Source organism: Dyadobacter sp. SRI_021, assembly GCF_057586235.1.
Genome location: NZ_JBYCZM010000002.1, coordinates 647,258 through 664,676, shown reverse-complemented (window position 1 = coordinate 664,676; position 17,419 = coordinate 647,258). Strand labels below are relative to the sequence as shown.

The 17,419-nt window shown below is 49.7% G+C and carries 15 protein-coding genes; 2 read left to right on the top strand and 13 right to left on the bottom strand.

Annotated features, from left to right (window positions below):
* Positions 1 to 8: 8 nt before the first annotated feature.
* From AC2YIT_RS08155 to hisS, 8 genes are all read right to left on the bottom strand, one after another.
* Entirely contained in the window at positions 9 to 3,332 is a 3,324-nt protein-coding gene (locus tag AC2YIT_RS08155; RefSeq protein WP_487278856.1) for a UvrD-helicase domain-containing protein, read from the bottom strand.
* A 103-nt stretch (positions 3,333 to 3,435) separates the two neighbouring features.
* Positions 3,436 to 3,957: a hypothetical protein gene (locus AC2YIT_RS08150; RefSeq protein WP_430848234.1), complete on the bottom strand. Its 522-nt coding sequence runs from the start codon at positions 3,955 to 3,957 to the stop codon at positions 3,436 to 3,438.
* A 45-nt stretch (positions 3,958 to 4,002) separates the two neighbouring features.
* A complete protein-coding gene (gene hisC, locus AC2YIT_RS08145) occupies positions 4,003 to 5,076 on the bottom strand; it encodes a histidinol-phosphate transaminase (protein ID WP_430848232.1) in 1,074 nt (357 codons plus the stop codon).
* A gap of 36 nt (positions 5,077 to 5,112) precedes the next feature.
* Complete coding sequence (locus AC2YIT_RS08140) at positions 5,113 to 5,565, bottom strand: RES family NAD+ phosphorylase (protein ID WP_430848230.1); 453 nt, start codon at positions 5,563 to 5,565, stop codon at positions 5,113 to 5,115.
* The gene (locus AC2YIT_RS08135; protein WP_090152622.1) at positions 5,565 to 5,993 is read right to left on the bottom strand and encodes an antitoxin Xre/MbcA/ParS toxin-binding domain-containing protein; all 429 of its coding nucleotides are present in this window, start codon (positions 5,991 to 5,993) and stop codon (positions 5,565 to 5,567) included. The genes AC2YIT_RS08140 and AC2YIT_RS08135 overlap by 1 nt, the downstream gene beginning before the upstream one ends.
* Positions 5,994 to 6,063: 70 nt before the next feature.
* Positions 6,064 to 7,332, bottom strand: a complete 1,269-nt coding sequence (gene hisD / locus AC2YIT_RS08130; RefSeq protein ID WP_487278855.1) for a histidinol dehydrogenase — start codon at positions 7,330 to 7,332, stop codon at positions 6,064 to 6,066.
* 24 nt (positions 7,333 to 7,356) lie between these two features.
* Positions 7,357 to 8,220 (bottom strand): ATP phosphoribosyltransferase, encoded by an 864-nt coding sequence (gene hisG, locus AC2YIT_RS08125; protein ID WP_487278854.1) that lies wholly within the window; start codon positions 8,218 to 8,220, stop codon positions 7,357 to 7,359.
* Between the two features lie 47 nt (positions 8,221 to 8,267).
* Positions 8,268 to 9,638: a histidine--tRNA ligase gene (gene hisS / locus AC2YIT_RS08120; protein WP_487278853.1), complete on the bottom strand. Its 1,371-nt coding sequence runs from the start codon at positions 9,636 to 9,638 to the stop codon at positions 8,268 to 8,270.
* A gap of 144 nt (positions 9,639 to 9,782) precedes the next feature.
* On the opposite strand from hisS, the gene AC2YIT_RS08115 reads away from it, so the two are divergent.
* A complete protein-coding gene (locus AC2YIT_RS08115; protein WP_015810647.1) occupies positions 9,783 to 9,935 on the top strand; it encodes a hypothetical protein in 153 nt (50 codons plus the stop codon).
* A 35-nt stretch (positions 9,936 to 9,970) separates the two neighbouring features.
* Here AC2YIT_RS08115 and AC2YIT_RS08110 read toward each other — a convergent pair whose 3' ends face one another.
* Positions 9,971 to 10,297, bottom strand: a complete 327-nt coding sequence (locus AC2YIT_RS08110; protein ID WP_291040645.1) for a hypothetical protein — start codon at positions 10,295 to 10,297, stop codon at positions 9,971 to 9,973.
* Between the two features lie 110 nt (positions 10,298 to 10,407).
* Here AC2YIT_RS08110 and AC2YIT_RS08105 point away from each other — a divergent pair, with 110 nt between their 5' ends.
* Entirely contained in the window at positions 10,408 to 11,178 is a 771-nt protein-coding gene (locus AC2YIT_RS08105) for a class I SAM-dependent methyltransferase (protein ID WP_309983798.1), read from the top strand.
* A gap of 195 nt (positions 11,179 to 11,373) precedes the next feature.
* Here AC2YIT_RS08105 and AC2YIT_RS08100 read toward each other — a convergent pair whose 3' ends face one another.
* From AC2YIT_RS08100 to yidC, 4 genes are all read right to left on the bottom strand, one after another.
* Entirely contained in the window at positions 11,374 to 12,384 is a 1,011-nt protein-coding gene (locus tag AC2YIT_RS08100; protein WP_430848219.1) for a glycosyltransferase family 2 protein, read from the bottom strand.
* An 83-nt stretch (positions 12,385 to 12,467) separates the two neighbouring features.
* Positions 12,468 to 13,760: a glutamate-1-semialdehyde 2,1-aminomutase gene (hemL, locus tag AC2YIT_RS08095; RefSeq protein WP_487278852.1), complete on the bottom strand. Its 1,293-nt coding sequence runs from the start codon at positions 13,758 to 13,760 to the stop codon at positions 12,468 to 12,470.
* A gap of 20 nt (positions 13,761 to 13,780) precedes the next feature.
* Positions 13,781 to 15,484 (bottom strand): ABC transporter substrate-binding protein, encoded by a 1,704-nt coding sequence (locus tag AC2YIT_RS08090; protein ID WP_487278851.1) that lies wholly within the window; start codon positions 15,482 to 15,484, stop codon positions 13,781 to 13,783.
* A gap of 121 nt (positions 15,485 to 15,605) precedes the next feature.
* The gene (yidC, locus tag AC2YIT_RS08085) at positions 15,606 to 17,414 is read right to left on the bottom strand and encodes a membrane protein insertase YidC (protein ID WP_487278850.1); all 1,809 of its coding nucleotides are present in this window, start codon (positions 17,412 to 17,414) and stop codon (positions 15,606 to 15,608) included.
* Positions 17,415 to 17,419: the final 5 nt, after the last annotated feature.

The following is a 17,419-nucleotide window of genomic DNA, read 5'->3' as shown; positions in this document are numbered from 1 at the left end:
TACAGGTTTCATTGTTCCACCCATTCCACCAATTCATCTTCAAGGGTAATCAGCACGCCGCGGGAAGCCTTAGCGTTTTCAGAAAAAGTCCTGATCAGTTTCTTCAAATGTCTGCGTGGCTCGTCGGCACTGTTGCCTCCTACAAACGACATGAAAATGTACTCTCCACCCGGCCGTTGAACAACCCTGTCTATATGCAGCATTTTCCCGCCGGGCACGAGCAACTCCTTGTTAATCTGAATATGGTTTTCGTCCTGGTAAAGGACTTGTAATGAAGGGTCCTGCAAAAGAGAAATCGTCAGATTTTCAATTTCGTGCGTTTCTTTCCGGGTGAATATCCCCTCAGCTACGAGCTTCTCCAAGGCTACGGGAAGGTCCGAAATGGTTTTCAGCCGGGTGAGCAAATACCGCATTTTTTGCAGGCGGTCGTGCCTCGGTTCGAAAGTCTGCACATCGAAAATCCGATCGGCCATCCGGCGCAGGCGCAGCGACTCGGTACGGTCGTTACTAAGTATGTTTTTTAAAATATAAGGACTCGTGCCCCCACTCGCATGTGCATGCCTGAGCGCGCCGGAAGCTTCTGAAATTATGTACCTCGAAATCGTTTCGTCCCAGGCGGGTGTAAAGCCCTCCTGGCTCAGATAGTCGCGCAGCCAGTGGTTGATCTGCTGCCCCGACTCCCACCTACGCTCGCGCTTTGCGAGCACGTACAGGCGCTGCACAGGGCGCGTAAATGCCACATAAAGCAAATTCAGGTTCTCGATCAGCGTCCGCATCCGTTCCTCGCGATATTGTTCTCCTACCACGGTGTTTTCAAGCTCTTTCACGACCGAAGCCATGGAGCTTCGCAGTTTGGCATTTGTATAGCCGGGCTTATCCGCTAACCGGATTTCGTCATAGTCAACCTCATCCATGTCTACCCAGAGCCGGTCGAGGCGGGCATTCGGCGTAACTTTCCATTGCGCATACGGGATGATCACCACCGGATATTCCAGGCCTTTCGACTTGTGAATGGTGGTAATGCGAATAGCGTCCATACCGTCCGGTACCGTAATCGAAAATTTGTATTTAGCTGATTCCCAATAATTCAGAAAATCGCCGAGGTGGTTGCTTTTCCGGTTACCGAATTCGAGCACCACATCCAGGAACCGGAACAGGTATTCGCTTTCCAGCTGCTGTTTGAAAAGCCCGAATTGCTGCATCAGCAGCTCGGTGAGTTCAAACACCGATACCTGGCGCATTTTGAACGAAGTAATGCTAATGTCCCATTTCCTGAAATATTCGAGGAAACTATCGAGCCCACGCTCCTCGCAAAGTACCCTGATCTCCTCATACTCGTGCGGCGCCGGGTTCTGCCGGCGGATCACCTGGTGAAACAGATACGCCGCCTCATACCGCGCCAGGCGGTGATCCGAGCTGTGCAGCACCTTCATGAACGAAATGATGAAATGCACTGAACGCGAATATGCCAGCGACAATGCGTCGTCGGAAATAAGTGGGAAACCTGCTTCTTTCAGCGTATTGGCCAAAGTGGTCGCCTCCTTTTTCTTTCTGCACAAAATCGCGATATCGCGCCAGTAGTAGCCTTCTTCCCGAACCGCATTGACCAGTTCCAACGCCCTCCTGGAAATTGGGTCGGAAGACGACTCTTCGCCCCCTTCCTCCGTGGCTTCGTTCATTTCCAGAAACTCTATTTCCACGTGGCCACCCTCACTCACGCCGTCCGGTATTTCCTGGCTGAAATGCTCGTCGTACACCTCGCGAATGAGCGGATATTCGCCGCCCAGCGAGTCGGCGATAAAGCCGAAGAACTTGTTATTGAAATCGGTGACTTCCCGGAAGCTGCGCCGGTTCGTTTTAAGGTGGTTGATATGCAGGTAGTTGTCTAACGCAAACAACCGCTCTTCAGTAAACGGGCTGGTTCCCAGAATGCTGCCCAGCCGCATTACCTGATTTTGAGCCAAATGCAATATCAAGTCCATATCCCCGCCCCGGAAGCGGTAAATCGATTGCTTCGCGTCACCTACGATCAGGTTGAAATACCCGCTGGACAATGCATTCTCGATCAGCGGGAGCAGGTTCGCGAATTGCAGCTTGGAGGTATCCTGAAATTCATCGACCAGAATGTGGTTATATTTTTCCCCTAACCTCTCAAAAATGAACGGTACCGGCTCCCGGGCCACGATGTCGACGATCTTCCGGTTAAAATCCGAGATATGGACCTGGTTATTCTGTTTCAGCAATGCGTCGAATTCTTTCCGGATTTCACCCAGCAGCGAGAGGTTGTAAATGTGCCGGTCGAGCTGGTTGTATAGCGTAATCTTCCCGGTCTCCGCCGAGCGTATGTTTTCGATCTGGTGATAATAGTTTTCCAGATCGGTGCGGATGCGTTCTATTTCGTCGCGGATCGGCGCGGGTGTTTTGGCACCATACCACACCCCTTCGCCGATGGTTTTATAAACGTAAGAGTTAGGCTCCAGCCAGAGCTTCTTGCCCTCGGCGCGGTCGCGGAAGTAGCCGTAAATGCCCCGACCGCTCTGGTGAAAGTCTTTTTCACTCAAATAAGTCGATTGAATGAGTTCAAATGCATGCTTTGCATCTTTGGTCATCATTTCCTCACGCCCGCGTACGAAATCGCGCATTTGCCTGCGTACGGCGATCCAGTCCTCCATTTTGAGGTCTTCAACCCGCTTCATTTGCATATAGCTCTGCTCGCTGAGCAAAGTCCCCGCCGTATCGCGGATCTGCATCGGCAATGCGCCCCAGTTTTTGCCTTCCTCCGCATTCTCGCGGTAGTATTTTTCGACAATATCCGTCAGCACTTCCTCGCCCTCCTGCCCGATGCGGGCCAACAGGCGGTCCACGGCGTCATCGAGCAAATCGCTGTCTAGCTGGGTCTCGAATACAAATGGAATGCCTAGTTCATCGGTAAAACTGCTGATCAGCCGCTGCGTGAACTTATCGATCGTCATCACCGAAAAATCCGAATAGCGGTGGAGGATTTGCCCGAAAACCATTTGCGCCCGCGCAGCGATAAGCTGGCATGCCCCTGCGAAAAGCTCCGCGTTATGCTCAGTGTCCGGATACATTTCGATTACCACGTCGCGCATCATCGAATGCGGTTTCGGGTCATTTTCGGCATAGGCCGAGAACGTCCGCAGCATCAGCAGAATACGGTCTTTCATTTCGTTGGCAGCCGCATTGGTAAACGTCACCGCCAGAATATGCCTGAAATACAACTCCGAATTGGAATGCAGGGCCAGTTTGAGATATTCTTTGGTAAGGGTGTAAGTTTTCCCCGAGCCTGCCGATGAACTGTAAACTTTAAACACTTTGTGCCGATGTATGGGTGAAGCGAATGACAACCGCAGATCAAATTAAACAAAAAAAGCAGGCTTGCGCCTGCTTTTCGTATGCTTTTAAAAGAAGTATCGCTTAAAGATTGAAACGAAGACCAGCCGAGATGTTGGGACTCAGGAAGAACGGCTTTCTCAACAGCTCCACGTACGTACCTCCTTCCAGGAATACGGAGATGCGGTTGTCGGGGATATAGTATTCAAAACCACCCAGCGCCGAACCGCCCAGAGTCAGGTTTTTCTCGTAATCACCGTTCAGGCGTTTCGGGTAAGAGCGACGGTTGTTGATCTGCCCGCCAATGCCGTAATACACGTGCACTGCCTCCGAGTTGAACAATGGTGTGTGCCATAAATAATGCATTTGGAGCGAAATACCGGTATTTTTGTAAATCCCGTTGTCTCCGCGGTACTTTCGATCATTACCCAGGATACCCCCAAAAGTACCGACGGTCACGTCGATGGCATGGATGTTGTTGAAGTACTTCCGGATGTTGACACCGGTGGGTTCACCGAGTTTGAAACCTACCGCCCAGTTGTCGTATTGGGCGTGTGCCATTCCGAAGCAAAGTGCGCAAATAAATGTTAAGGCTAATTTCTTCATAGTTAATTAAATCGGGGAAATGTTCCTGGAACGCTGAAACAACAGCTACACAATAACGTTCTGAGACTGGAATTTCTTTAATGATTCGATCAAAACTTCGTTTTCTTCTTTTGTTCCTACCGTAATCCGCAGGCATCCTTCGCACAAATGTACCCGCGAGCGGTCGCGTACGATGATCGTCTCCCGGATCAGATAGTCCATCACACTCTTCGCATCTTCGAACTGCACAAGCAGGAAGTTGGCGTCCGTAGGATGTATTTTAACCACGATCGGCAGGCTTTGGAGTTGCTCAGTCAGCGCAGCGCGCTGTTCGAGAATATCGGCCACCATTTTGTCCTTTTTATCAATACCGTTCAGGCCTTCGAGCAATGCCTGCTGTGCGGGCAGGCTGATATTGTAAGGCGGCTTGATTTTGTTCAGAACGCGGATCAGCTCCGGTGAAGCGAAACACATCCCTACGCGGATACCCGCAAGGCCCCAGGCTTTAGAGAAGGTCTGCAATACCACCAGGTTAGGATATTTGTCGAGGTGCTGGATCCACGAAGGCTCGTCCGTGAAATCGATATAAGCCTCATCCACAACCACCAGTCCGCTGAAACCCTCCAGAATGGTCTGAATCGCGTCGTGCTGCATTACATTACCCGTCGGGTTATTCGGCGAGCAGATCCAGATGATCTTTGTCTGTGGCGTTACCGCATTCAAAACGGCCTCGGTATCGATCTGGTAATCATTCGTGAGCGATACCTTGTCGATCTTCACATCGTGGATCGAGGCGCTTACCTCATACATGCCGTACGTCGGCGGCAGGATGATCACATGGTCATACCCGGGCGTACACGTGGCGCGTGTGAGCAAATCGATCGGTTCGTCGCTGCCGTTTCCGAGGAAAATGCGGTCGGGGCTCACCTGCTTGATCGGACTCAGTTTCTGCTTGATTTCGGCCTGGTAAGGATCGGGATAGCGGTTGTAGTTTTCGCCGGTCACCGAACCGTATGGGTTTTCGTTCGCATCCAGGAAAATACCCACATGGCCGGTATATTCGTCTCTTGCGGATGAATACGGGGCCAATGTGAGAATGTGCGGGCGAAGGACTCTGGTTAAATCGAAACTGTTATTCATACTATCGAAAATTACGGCGGTCGCCGTGTGTGGATTTTAAATCTTTTTGAAGAGCCTTTTATCGAAATTCAGCGGCGCTATGTCGGTAATGCGAAGCGAAAGGACGTCGGGATGCATTGGATTAACGAGGTAGTTCGGTTCGGCCTGTACCACCACCGATGGTACCCGCAGCAGAAGGCTGTTACCCGCTTTCAGCCACGAATCACCGATTCCTTTGCTCCATTGCTCATCCTCATACCATTCGGGCACCAGATTAGGAGCGGTTACGCTTGCGACATGATCGGGAATTTCCAGGGAAACAATCACGTAGTTGGGAGGCGTCACCGTTTTGTGCCAGTGAACGAGTACTTCGAGCATGGCCAGTGAGCGATGCGAAGATGTGTAAAGCATAGCGTTTCGGGGGGAGTTCCATCGTCCTCCATTGTAAAAAGCCCCTATTCCACTCAAATCCTCCTGATATTCCGATCTTGTTATCCTGAATAGCTCCATTAAGCGAAAATACCGTGTTCCATGCGCCCTAATTCGGTCTTGACCAGCTCTATACCCGCATGGGTCCGTAAAAAGCTGATCGGTTTCTCACTACCCAGCGCAGGCACCTCGTTGTTGAGCCAATCGAGGAAATATTCTTTACCCAACGCCCGGTTCCCCACGGAGAACAGATCGGCCAGGGCGATCAGATGATCGGAAACTACATTGCTAAGCAGATCAATATCATTGTAACGCTGCAAATTCCTTGAAGTAACAGGCAACAGCGCTATCACATCTTTAATATCCATCCCGATAGAATCAGCCAAATGCTGAATGGAAGCTTTCGGAACGCCGTTTTCGGCCAGGTAAGCCAGGTCGAAGTCATTTTTTACAGCATGTTTGAGGGTTTCATAGCCTCCCAAACGTTCGTTAACCATGTATGCTGTCATCTTTCTATAATTTTAAGGCCGTTGAAATTTGTCCTCTAATTTAGGACAATTTTCCCGGACTAAGAATTTTTCACAAAAGATTTTTCAATCTGATGCTCACGGCATTCTTATGAGCGTCGAGCGATTCGGCTGCTGCCATGGCTTCCACGGTGGGACCGATGTTGCGAATGCCTTCCTCGGTGATATGCTGAACGGTGATTTTTTTGACAAAACTATCGACAGACACCCCGCTGTAAGCCCTTGCATAGCCATTGGTAGGCAATGTGTGGTTAGTCCCCGAAGCATAATCCCCGCACGATTCAGGCGTGTAGTTGCCGAGGAATATGGAACCGGCATTGTAAATCTTTCCGGTCACCTCTTCTGCATTGGTAATGCTGAGGATCAAATGCTCCGCTGCATATTGGTTCAGCATTTCAATGGCTTCTTCCTCCGTTTCGACGAGGATCGCCTTGCTGTTCGCCATCGCCTGCGCCGCAATGTCCTTACGGGGAAGCACTTCCAGCTGCTCCGCCAATGCGATATTCACCGAGGCAAGCAGTTTTTTGCTGGTAGAAACCAATAAAACCTGGCTATCGGCACCATGCTCGGCCTGTGAAAGCAAGTCGGCTGCTACGAAACATGGCAAAGCCGTATCGTCCGCAAAAATCGCTACTTCCGAAGGTCCGGCAGGCATATCGATTGCCACGCCTTCCTTGCTAACCAGCATTTTGGCAGTTGTAACATACTGGTTTCCAGGACCAAATATTTTATAAACTTTCGGAACGCTTTCCGTACCATAAGCCATCGCAGCAATCGCCTGGGCACCGCCAATACGGAATGCCTTGGTAACGCCTACCAGCTTCGCAGCATACAAAATAGCCGGGTGATCGGACGGCGTGCAAAGTACAACCTCCTTACAACCAGCAATTTGGGCAGGAATACCAAGCATAAGCACCGTGCTGAATAATGGCGCCGAACCGCCGGGAATGTAAATTCCCACCTTCTCGATCCCCACGCTTTTGCGCCAGCAGGTAACGCCGGGCATGGTTTCCACTTTTTCGGGCGCTTGCAACTGCCCCTTGTGGAATTTATAGATATTCTCGTAAGCCTGACCAATCGCCGCTTTCAATGCATCGTCCAGCTTATCGCCGGCTTCTGTCATGTCTTTTTCCGAAAATGCGAGGTCGGTCAGTTCAATTTTATCAAATTTCAGAGCGAGGGCCTTAATGCCTGCATCGCCTTCATTTTTCACTTGTTCGAGCACGGGCAGTACCCGCGCTTCGATATCCTTGGCTTCCAGAATGGGACGTGCCAGTAATGCAGGCCACTGTTCCCTTTCCGGAAATGGAATGATATTCATAATGTCAGAATCAAAACCCCGTACTTAAACAATCATTTTCTCGATCGGGATCACCAGAATCCCCTCCGCACCAGCCTGGCGGATCTTCTCGATATTCTCCCAGAACTCGTTCTCGTTGATCACCGAATGCAGCGAGCACCAGCCTTCCGTCGCCAATGGCAGGATCGTCGGAGAACGCATACCTGGCAGGAACTTGGTGATATTCTCTACCGCACCCACAGGGCAGTTGAGCAAAATGTACTTATTGTTCTTTGCCACCTGCACCGATTTGATACGGAACAAAAGTTGATCCAGCAAATCCTGCTGCACCGGCGAAAGGTGCTTGCTCGCGATCATGACGGCCTCCGAGCGGAAAATCGTTTCCACTTCTTTCAAACCGTTACTCAGCAAGGTGCTGCCGGAACTGACGATATCGCAAACCGCATCGGCCAGGCCAATGCTCGGCGCAATCTCTACCGACCCGCTGATTTCGTGGATATCAGCCGTAACATTATGAGATTTAAGATATTGTTCCAGCAAACGAGGATAAGTAGTCGCAATGCTTTTACCTTCCAGGTCCTGCACGCCATGGTATTCCGCCTCACGCAAAACGCCGATCGACAACCGGCATTTCGAGAAGCCCAGTTTGTGAACGGTATCCACATCCTTGCACGATTCTTCCGAAACATTCTCCCCTACAATACCCAAATGCGCCACACCGTCTTCTACATAACCGGGAATATCGTCGTCGCGGAGGAAAAGAATTTCCGCTGGAAAGTTCGTAGCATCGGTTTTAAGCTTACCGGCACCGTTGTCGAAACGGATACCACATTCTTTGATCAGTTTAAGAGAATCTTCACTAAGTCTGCCCGATTTCTGGATGGCAATTCTTAAAATATTATCATTCATAAAGTTATAGGATGCTCACGCAGCCGTTTGTCGGTATTGAATTAGGGTTATTGGTCTTCCCGGTTAAGCAAAGTTATGATATCTTCCGTTTTCAGTTTCTGCTGCTCACCGGTTTTCATGTTTTTCAAAGTCAGTAAACCCGACAGGATTTCCTCTGAGCCAATTAAAATAACAAATGGAATGCTCTTGCGGTCGGCGTAATCCAGTTGCTTTTTCAGCTTCACCGAATCCGGATAGATCTCCGAGTTAATGCCCGCTTTCCGGAACTTTGGCAGGATCGACAAGCCATAGGCAAATGCCTCTTCGTCGAAATTCGAGATCATTACCCTGGTACTCATTCTCTGGCTTTCCGGGAAGAGGTTCAGTTCTTCCATTACGTCATAAATACGGTCGACACCAAGCGAAATGCCCACGCCTGAAATGCCTGGCACGCCGAATGTCCCTGTCAGGTTATCGTAGCGGCCACCGCCCGAAATGCTACCGATCTGCACATGATGCGCCTTCACTTCGAAGATCGCGCCCGTGTAATATGAGAGCCCGCGTGCGAGCGTGACATCGAATTCGATCTTTGCTTTTTCCAATCCCAGGATCTTCACCATCGCCCACACCTCTTCCAGCTCCTGGATGCCTTTCAATGCAACTTCCGATTCTGCCAACCAGCTTTTCAGTTCGGTAAATGGATCTTCATCGGCCGAAAGGCTGAAAATCGGTTCCAGCTTCTCGATGCTATCAGAAGCAAAACCACGTTCAAGGAGTTCCTCAACGACCTTCTCCTTCCCGATTTTATCCAATTTATCAATCGCCACGCAAAGCGGCCCCTCCATCCCGTGCGCTCCGATCATGTCGGCGATCCCGGTCAGGATTTTACGGTTATTGATCTTTACCGTAAAGTCTTGAATACCTAATGCAGGCAGAATATCATGCAAAAGCATCACGATTTCCGCCTCGCAAAGCAGCGAATCGGTGCCTACCACGTCGGCATCGCATTGGTAAAACTCCCGGTAGCGGCCTTTCTGCGGACGATCGGCCCGCCATACAGGCTGGATCTGATAGCGCTTGAAAGGCATGGCCAGCGTGCCGCGGTTCATCACCACGTAGCGTGCAAAGGGAACGGTAAGGTCGTAGCGAAGTCCTTTTTCAGAAATTTTGGTGGTCAATGGCTTCGAGCCAGCCTGCCAGTCGGCCTCCGTAAGCTTGCCGCTGAAATCGCCCGAATTCAGGATCTTGAACAAAAGCTGGTCGCCCTCTTCTCCATATTTCCCCATCAGTACCGACAGGTTTTCAAAAGCGGGAGTTTCTAATGGCAGGAAGCCGTATCGTTGGAAAGAGCGTCGGATGGTATCGAAAATGAAAGTACGCTTTGCCATTTGCTCCGGACCAAAGTCACGGGTCCCGCGGGCAAGAGATGGTTTACTCATTATAATAATGCTATCGATTTCGGCCGTTAATAGCCTATGAAACCGTAAAGTTAGGGCAGGTTATGCAATATTTATGACTATTGCGTGCATTATTTGCGCTAAAATGCTTAATTTTGCGGCTCTTTCACAAAACAAACTTTTACAATGGGAGTTACGGAATTAAAACGTAAAGGTCGCAGAAACAAAGCAGTTGCTAACAACCGCACTGCCAAAATCAAGAACCTTCTACGCAAACCAGAAGTGCGCAATGTTGACGTTGAGGCTATCAAGGCTCAATTCGAAGCAAATAAAAAATAATCAAGCCTCTTCGGAATGCTATCCAACTAGTCCTGTCAATCTGTTTTGGTAGGGCTTTTTGCTTTTTTACCGGATTTGTTTTTCCCGGAAGCAGCTTTCAGATTGACCTTCCGCAGCAACTGGCGCATACTACGGCGCGTTTCGCGGCGGACATCGAGCAGGATACGGAAACGGAGCGCTTCACCGAACATGATCAGGCCCCCGTTGATTAATGCAAGACTGTAAAGGCCCAAAACGACCCAAACCTGCGTAGGCTCCCCGATACGCCGCTGATGCGCCGCTTCGCTGAGCACGGTAAGACCAAAGCTGAACAACAACAGGCCTAGTGGAGCAAGAATCATCCATTTCGTGCGTGTCGACATTCTTTTTATGAGTCGCTTACCAGGTGGTTTCGGGTCAATCGAGGGGATCATTTATTCAGGCTATTCGATGTTATGATCCTAAAATTATTAATTTTTAGTTAATTGGTTTAATGAAATCCATCATTAGTTTAGTTCTGCGCTACATTCCGCGTCCCTACCTCCAACTTGTCGGACACTGGGCAGCGCGGGGACTCAGCATCTTCTATATCGGCAACAAGGTGGAATGCCCGGTGTGCAACAGCAAATACCGCAAGTTCCTCCCCTATGGCCGCAACACGTCGAGTCGCGAAAATGCACTGTGCCCCAGTTGCCTGTCGCTCGAACGTCACCGGCTGATGGCATTATATATGAAGCGTAAAACCAATTTCTATACTGCCAACCTCAAAGTCCTCCACGTAGCGCCCGAATACTGCTTCATCGACCGTTTCGAGCAGATGAAAAACCTCGACTACATTACCGCCGACATCGAATCGCCCCTCGCGAAGGTGAAAATGGACATTCACCAGATCCCATTCCCTGAAAATACCTTCGACGTAGCGATTTGCAACCACGTCATGGAGCACGTCGACGACTATATTCTCGCCATGAGCGAACTACATCGCGTCCTGAAACCCGGCGGCTGGGCATTGATCCAATCCCCGCAGGACATGAAATACGAGGTAACCTACGAAGACCCGACGATCACCGATCCGAAGGAACGTGAAATCCATTTCCTTCAAAACGACCACCTGCGCCTCTTCGGCCGCAACTACGGCCGCGAGCTGGAAAAAGGCGGTTTCAAAGTGACCGAGGACCGGTTTGTGATGGATGAGCTAAGCAAGGCGGAAGTGCAGCGGTACTCATTGCCTGGCGAGGAGATTGTGTATTTTTGTCAGAAGTAGTCAGGGGTTGTCAAGAGTAGTCAGGTGTGGTCAGGAGTAGTCATTGATCGTCGATAGTTGTGATTAATAGGAAGAATAATCGGTGACTATTAGGAGGATTGATATCATTGATAGAAAATGAAAGAGGCAGTTTCGTGAGACACCTCTCGACTATTCCTGACAAAATCTGACAACCAATGACTATTCCTGACCACCTCACGACGGATACTCAATCGCTGCCCCCGTCTCGCGGTGCGACTTGTTTTCCCAAAGCCGCTTCCACCCTTCCTGTACAAAACCGATCCCGTAGCCGAAAAGCTGCACAAATGCAGCCCCAATACTCAGGAATGCCACTTCAACGCTCTTCGTTTTACGCAATGCGTCGATGAAGAGCAATGCAACATAGACTGCGAGAAACCCCAATCCGAGGTAAAAGAACGGCCGGAAAATGAAGTACCATACCGGAATGCTGCAAACGCCGAGCGTGAACAGTAACGGGAATGTATGCACGAGTTTCAACTCGTCGGGGTAATAGCGGGCGATGTTGATGCGTGCGCGGCCGAAAAACTTTAGTTGCCTGAAAAACGCCCCGAATTGTGTGCGGCGTTTGTGGTAAATAAATGCCTCGGGAATCAATGCAGATTTAAAACCGAGCCGCAACGCTGCTATACTGAAAAGGATGTCCTCTCCCATCCGACTCGTCAGGAACCCGCCTGTGCGCTCCCATACCTTACGCGAGAGGCCCATATTAAAGCTCCGTGGATGGAATGTGCCGCCCATATTGTTCTTCTTGCCGCGAATGCCGCCGGTCGTGAATACCGAGGTCATCGAGTAACTGATGGCCTTTTGAATGGGCGTAAAAGAAGGATGGTCGGTATCCGGCCCGCCGTAGAGGTCTACATAATCGGTATTCAGCCGATTTTCGACAATCGAGAGGTAATTAGGCTCAATCAATGCATCCGAATCCAGCAATATAAAATAATCGCCTGCTGCACGTTCGAAACCGTGGTTACGGGCAAAGCCCTGGCCACCGTTTTCTTTGTAATGGTAATGAATATCGAGCTTGTCGGCGAAGGATGCTACCACCGCATCCGCTTTGATTTTGGAACCGTCCTCTACGATTACCACCTCGAAATTCTTGTAAGTCTGCATTGCGAGGCAACCGAGCAATTCCTCCAACTCGTCGGGGCGGTTGTAAACGGGGATGATGATCGAGTAGCGGCGCATTTAATTTTTGAATGATTGAATGACCGAATGATTGAATGATTGAATGAAAATATTCGGTCATTCAATCATTCAATCATTCGAAATTATTTTGTCACCTCCGCCAATGCCTCTTCGTTCGCTGCTATGATTCTCTCCAAATGCGCATCGGTGAGCGCCGTCGAAAGAAACATTGCCTCGAATTGGCTTGGCCCCATATAGATCCCGCGGTTCAGCATGGCGTGGAAATACTTGCCAAACAACGGCAGATCGGAGGATTTAGCCGATGGGAAATCGGTCACGGCATTTGATGTAAAGAACAGCGTATACATCGAACCGATATGGTTCAAAGTGTATTTCAAACCTAACTTCTCCATTGAAGCCCGGAAACCGGATGCGAGCTTATTACCTGCATTTTCGAGCTGGGTATAAACTTCCGGATGCTCGTTCAGATACGTCAGCATCGTAAAGCCTGCTGCCATCGCGATGGGGTTACCCGAAAGCGTACCAGCCTGGTAAACCGGGCCTGCCGGCGAGACGTAGTTCATGATCTCTGCCTTGCCACCATAGGCGCCCACAGGCATTCCTCCACCTATTATTTTTCCTAACGTTGTTAAATCCGGCGTAATTCCGAATCTTTCCTGCGCCCCGCCCTTCGAAAGACGGAAGCCTGTCATCACTTCATCGAGAATCAAAACAATGCCTTCTTGATCGCAAATACGGCGTAAACCTTGTAAAAAGCCCTCTTTCGGAAGCACGCAGCCCATATTACCTACCACCGGTTCAAGGATCAGCGCGGCGATCTGCCCTTTGTTGGCATCCACCAGTTGCTGCACTGCTTCCAGGTCATTGTAGGGAGCCGTTAACGTGTCGTTGGCAACTCCTTTTGTAACGCCCGGACTGTCCGGCGTACCGAACGTTACTGCACCGCTGCCCGCGGCAATTAGGAAGCTGTCACCGTGGCCGTGGTAGCAGCCATCAAACTTGATGATCTTATCACGCCCCGTGTATCCGCGCGCCACGCGTATGGCCGACATCGTGGCCTCGGTACCAGAGTTCACCATCCGTACCTTTTCGATCGAAGGAACCATGGATACGATCAGTTCCGCAATCTCTACTTCTCTGCGTGTAGGGGCACCAAAAGAGAACGAATGCTGGATAGCATCGGAAACGGCTTTCTGAATCAGTTCATGCCCGTGCCCGAGGATCATTGGGCCCCAGGAGTTGATCAGCTCGATATATTCATTGCCGTCCTCGTCATAAATGTAAGGACCTTTGGCCGACTTGATAAACAGCGGAGTGCCGCCCACCGCTCGGAATGCGCGTACGGGAGAATTCACGCCACCAGGGATATAATTTTGTGCTTTTTCGAAAAGTTGCTGGCTGGTTGAAGTATTCATTCTGTTAATATAAGTTGGTATTATCTGTCCACAGGAACCCATTTGGAACCATTGTATTTTAGGACAGGCGTAATCTGATTTTCATTCGCTTTCGTATAATCAAAGCCCGAGAGCAGGTATTCATCACTGCCGAATTTCCGCGATTGCAGACCGGCCGGGAGCTTGTCCCTGTACTTGGAAAGCATCCGCGCAAAGAAAAGCAGCTGGTCGTAGCCCTGGTAGGAATACACCGATGGGAAAGTACTGGTTTTGTTGTAATAATTCTTCTGGAATATGCGGATCGTCTCCTTCTCGCGGTCCACATAATCGGCATCGATCAATGTTAAGCGTGTTCCGTAACGCGACAATCTGGCCTGCTGGGTATTGAAGCTCGTCGAAGTCGCGAGAACTGGCAGCGCGTTCAATTTGCGGCCGTTTAAAACTTCGATCAGGTTCCCTCCCGATTCGCCGTCTGACGAAAACAATGCTATATGCGCCGGCTTGTTGGTTTCAAATGAAGGTATTTTGCTTTCCAGCGACTCGCGGTCGGGCTGAATGCGGGTAATGGACATTACCTTCCCGCCTTTTTCCTTCCATTCGGCGGCGTAAGAAGCTGCCATGGTGGAATCCTTAGCGGTGTTACCGTAGTAAATTACCGTGTTGAGGTTTGGCGAAAGGGTACGCATCCATTGTGCCGCTCTCTGGGTTTGGTAGGTAATGGAAGGGTGCCCGAGGTAAATGTTTCCATTTTTCAGCAAAGTACCGTCTGTCGAAAGCGGGTTGAGCATAATAGCGTTGCTTCCTGAAATGAAGTCAGCCGCAACATCGAAAGTACTGGCATACAATGGTCCGATTACCATGTCCGAAAGCTGGAAGTTCTTATTATCTGCAATGGCCTGCATGCTTTTGGCATCGTTGCTAACATCGTAAGCCCACAGGTTAACAGTGACTCCCTCTGTTTGAAGCTGTTCCCTGGCAATCGTCAGGCCCAGGTAATAATCGTAAGCAAACTGGTTTGAGCGACGTTTGGAAGTGTGGAATTCATCCAGGCGGAATGGCAGCAATACGGCTACATCCAGGTAACCTTTCGTCCATTGCGTATCCGACTTCGGCGCACTGCGTTTCGGTGCCTCCTCTACCTTTTCATTTTTACGGAATTTAAATTGCTTGTCCAGCTGCTCAGCGTAAGTCAAATCCCCTTGCGCAGGCGTGCGGGCGGATTGGATGGATTGGTACACCATCAATGCAATGTCACGGTCGGAAGGATATTGCTTTTGCAATTCTTTCAGTTTCAGGAGATCTTTGATCGCGCCCAGGTAGTGCTGCTTCAATGCCTGTACATCTTTGTTCAGGGAAGATTCCTTGATCCTCGCCAGCTGATCGAGACCGTCGTTGATCTGCCCGTTGGCGAGACTTACAGCGCCCAGCAGGTAATACACATCATTGATTTTATTCCAACCCGGATACCGGCTCTGCAGTTGCAGCAGCATAGGCTTGGCATCCTTATAGCGTTTCAGCTGGTAGGCGCTTAATGCATAATAATAATGCGCATAGGGCGAATAGGCCGTTTTCGCATTCACGCTCGTCATGGGATAGAACTTCTCCATCGCCATGGCGTATTTACCTTGTTTGTAATCTGCCAGGGCCGACCGGTACCTGCTTTCCGCCGGGGCACTTCCCTGCCCGTATGACGGCTGATACAAGCCGATATAAACTGTCAAAATCAAAAAAAAGATAACTCTCATCAGGTTTTCGGGGTCAAGAGTGTGGCGATCTTTTAGCTGCAAAAATCAGCCCAAAATGGAAAAAAACGGGCAATATCCCAACCGGAACATTGCCCTTTATTATTACGATCTGAAAAACCTTTTATTTCTTTTTGGTCTTTTTCTCTAATTCAGCCTGTTTCTTTTTCGCCTCTTCCGCAGCCTGCAGAGACTTTTCAAGATACTTCTGGAATTTGTTTTGCTTCTTCTCTCCGCTGGCGTTTTTCTTGCGGTTCTCTTCGAGGATGTTTTTGATTTTATCCTCATTCACGAAGCGCTTGATAAGCAGCTGCTGTGCGATGGTCACGATGTTTGAAACAAAGTAGTAGAACGTCAAACCGGCAGGGAACGAGTTCAGGATGAACATGAACATCAGCGGCATCACGTAACCCAGCGCCTTCATATTCACCGGCCCTGGCTGGGTTGGCGTATTCTGGTTATTATAATAAGCATAACCAATGCTGGAAGCCGTCATCAGAATCGTGAACAAGCTGATGTGGTTACCGATACCGAAAGGCACATTGAACGGCAGCTTGAAGAACGAATCGTAAGTCGAAAGGTCACTTGCCCAGAGGAACGACTGCTGGCGCAGCTCGATCAGGTTTGGGAAGAGGAAGAAGAGGGAGAACAGGATCGGCATGGTGGCCAGTACCGGTACACATCCGCTCAGCGGGCTCACGCCTACCTGCTGGTAAAGCTTCATTTGTTCCTGCTGCTGCTTCGCAATATCGTCTTTGTTCTGCTCGCGGATCTGTTCCAGTTCAGGCGCCAGGATACGCATTTTCGCCATGCTGATATATGATTTGTACGTCAGCGGCGTCAGCAATGTTTTGACAAACAATACCAGGAGAATGATGAGCAAGCCATAGTTACTCACAAATCCTTCGATCAGGTTGAAAAGCGGAACGAGGAAAAACTTGTTGATCGGTTTCAGGAATGCATAACCGAGGTATACGTTCTGATCAAAATTTTCTGCTTTTACTTTATCTACAATATGGTACTCGTTAGGTCCAAGGTAGAACTGGAAATTGGCCTCCCCCTTCTGAACAGCAGCCGTAGGAATGCCCGCGAAAATGTTCATGTTTTTCACAATCACCGAATCCTCCGGATTCACATTCGCACGCATGGTAACGTTCGTCAGCGGTTGTTTTTCCGCGATCAGACCGGCCAGGAAGTATTTGTGTTTAATAGTAAACCATTTAACCGGATCAGCCGTCTTCTCCTCTTCATTGGAAGTCGGGCTCGTAGGAAGGCTTTTCAGCTCGTCCGTGTAGTAGTTAACGGTAACCACTTCACGGTTTTTCTTCATATCGTTTTCCAGTTGCAGCAGGTCGTTATCCCAGTGGAATTCCACCGACTTATTGGCTGGTAACGCACCACTCGCCTTAATACCGTAATCGATCACGTAACCGCTACCGCGTACGACGTAAGTCTGCTCCACGGTCTGATTATTTTTCAGCGTCGCCCGGTAAGTAATCACCGCCGAATCCTTTTCCGCCAACGTACGGTCCTGCGCGTCGGTAGTGAAAGTCTGGTTGGTCAGTCTTACATCTCCGGTTTGGGTCGGCAAATCGATCTGGAAATTGTTGTGGTTTTCGGCAATCAGGTAAAGTGGCTTCTGATCGTAGGTTTTGTAGTTTTTCAACATTACCTCTTTCATTACCCCGCCCTTGTTAGTAAAAACCACGCGGGCGTCCTTCGTTTCGATCACCAGGTCCTTTTGAGGAACAACTGTAGAATCAACTGATTGTGAGGAATTTTGGGTGGTATCCGAAGTGACAGACGCGGGCTTGGCAGCCTCCTTCTTCACCTCCGCTACCGGCGTGGGTTCCACAGGTTTCGGAACCAGTACCTGGTAGCCTATCAGCATCAGCATGATCAAGACCAGGCCGATTACAAAATTTTTATCCATTATTT

Coding starts and splice junctions, on each gene's coding strand:
- AC2YIT_RS08135 (WP_090152622.1), bottom strand. CDS start 5,993: ATGACAGCATACATGGTTAACGAACGTTTGGGAGGCTATGAAACCCTC.
- AC2YIT_RS08150 (WP_430848234.1), bottom strand. CDS start 3,957: ATGAAGAAATTAGCCTTAACATTTATTTGCGCACTTTGCTTCGGAATG.
- AC2YIT_RS08105 (WP_309983798.1), top strand. CDS start 10,408: ATGAAATCCATCATTAGTTTAGTTCTGCGCTACATTCCGCGTCCCTAC.
- hisD (WP_487278855.1), bottom strand. CDS start 7,332: ATGAATATCATTCCATTTCCGGAAAGGGAACAGTGGCCTGCATTACTG.
- hemL (WP_487278852.1), bottom strand. CDS start 13,760: ATGAATACTTCAACCAGCCAGCAACTTTTCGAAAAAGCACAAAATTAT.
- AC2YIT_RS08090 (WP_487278851.1), bottom strand. CDS start 15,484: ATGAGAGTTATCTTTTTTTTGATTTTGACAGTTTATATCGGCTTGTAT.
- AC2YIT_RS08110 (WP_291040645.1), bottom strand. CDS start 10,297: ATGTCGACACGCACGAAATGGATGATTCTTGCTCCACTAGGCCTGTTG.
- AC2YIT_RS08115 (WP_015810647.1), top strand. CDS start 9,783: ATGGGAGTTACGGAATTAAAACGTAAAGGTCGCAGAAACAAAGCAGTT.
- AC2YIT_RS08100 (WP_430848219.1), bottom strand. CDS start 12,384: ATGCGCCGCTACTCGATCATCATCCCCGTTTACAACCGCCCCGACGAG.
- AC2YIT_RS08140 (WP_430848230.1), bottom strand. CDS start 5,565: ATGGAGCTATTCAGGATAACAAGATCGGAATATCAGGAGGATTTGAGT.
- yidC (WP_487278850.1), bottom strand. CDS start 17,414: ATGGATAAAAATTTTGTAATCGGCCTGGTCTTGATCATGCTGATGCTG.
- hisC (WP_430848232.1), bottom strand. CDS start 5,076: ATGAATAACAGTTTCGATTTAACCAGAGTCCTTCGCCCGCACATTCTC.
- hisG (WP_487278854.1), bottom strand. CDS start 8,220: ATGAATGATAATATTTTAAGAATTGCCATCCAGAAATCGGGCAGACTT.
- hisS (WP_487278853.1), bottom strand. CDS start 9,638: ATGAGTAAACCATCTCTTGCCCGCGGGACCCGTGACTTTGGTCCGGAG.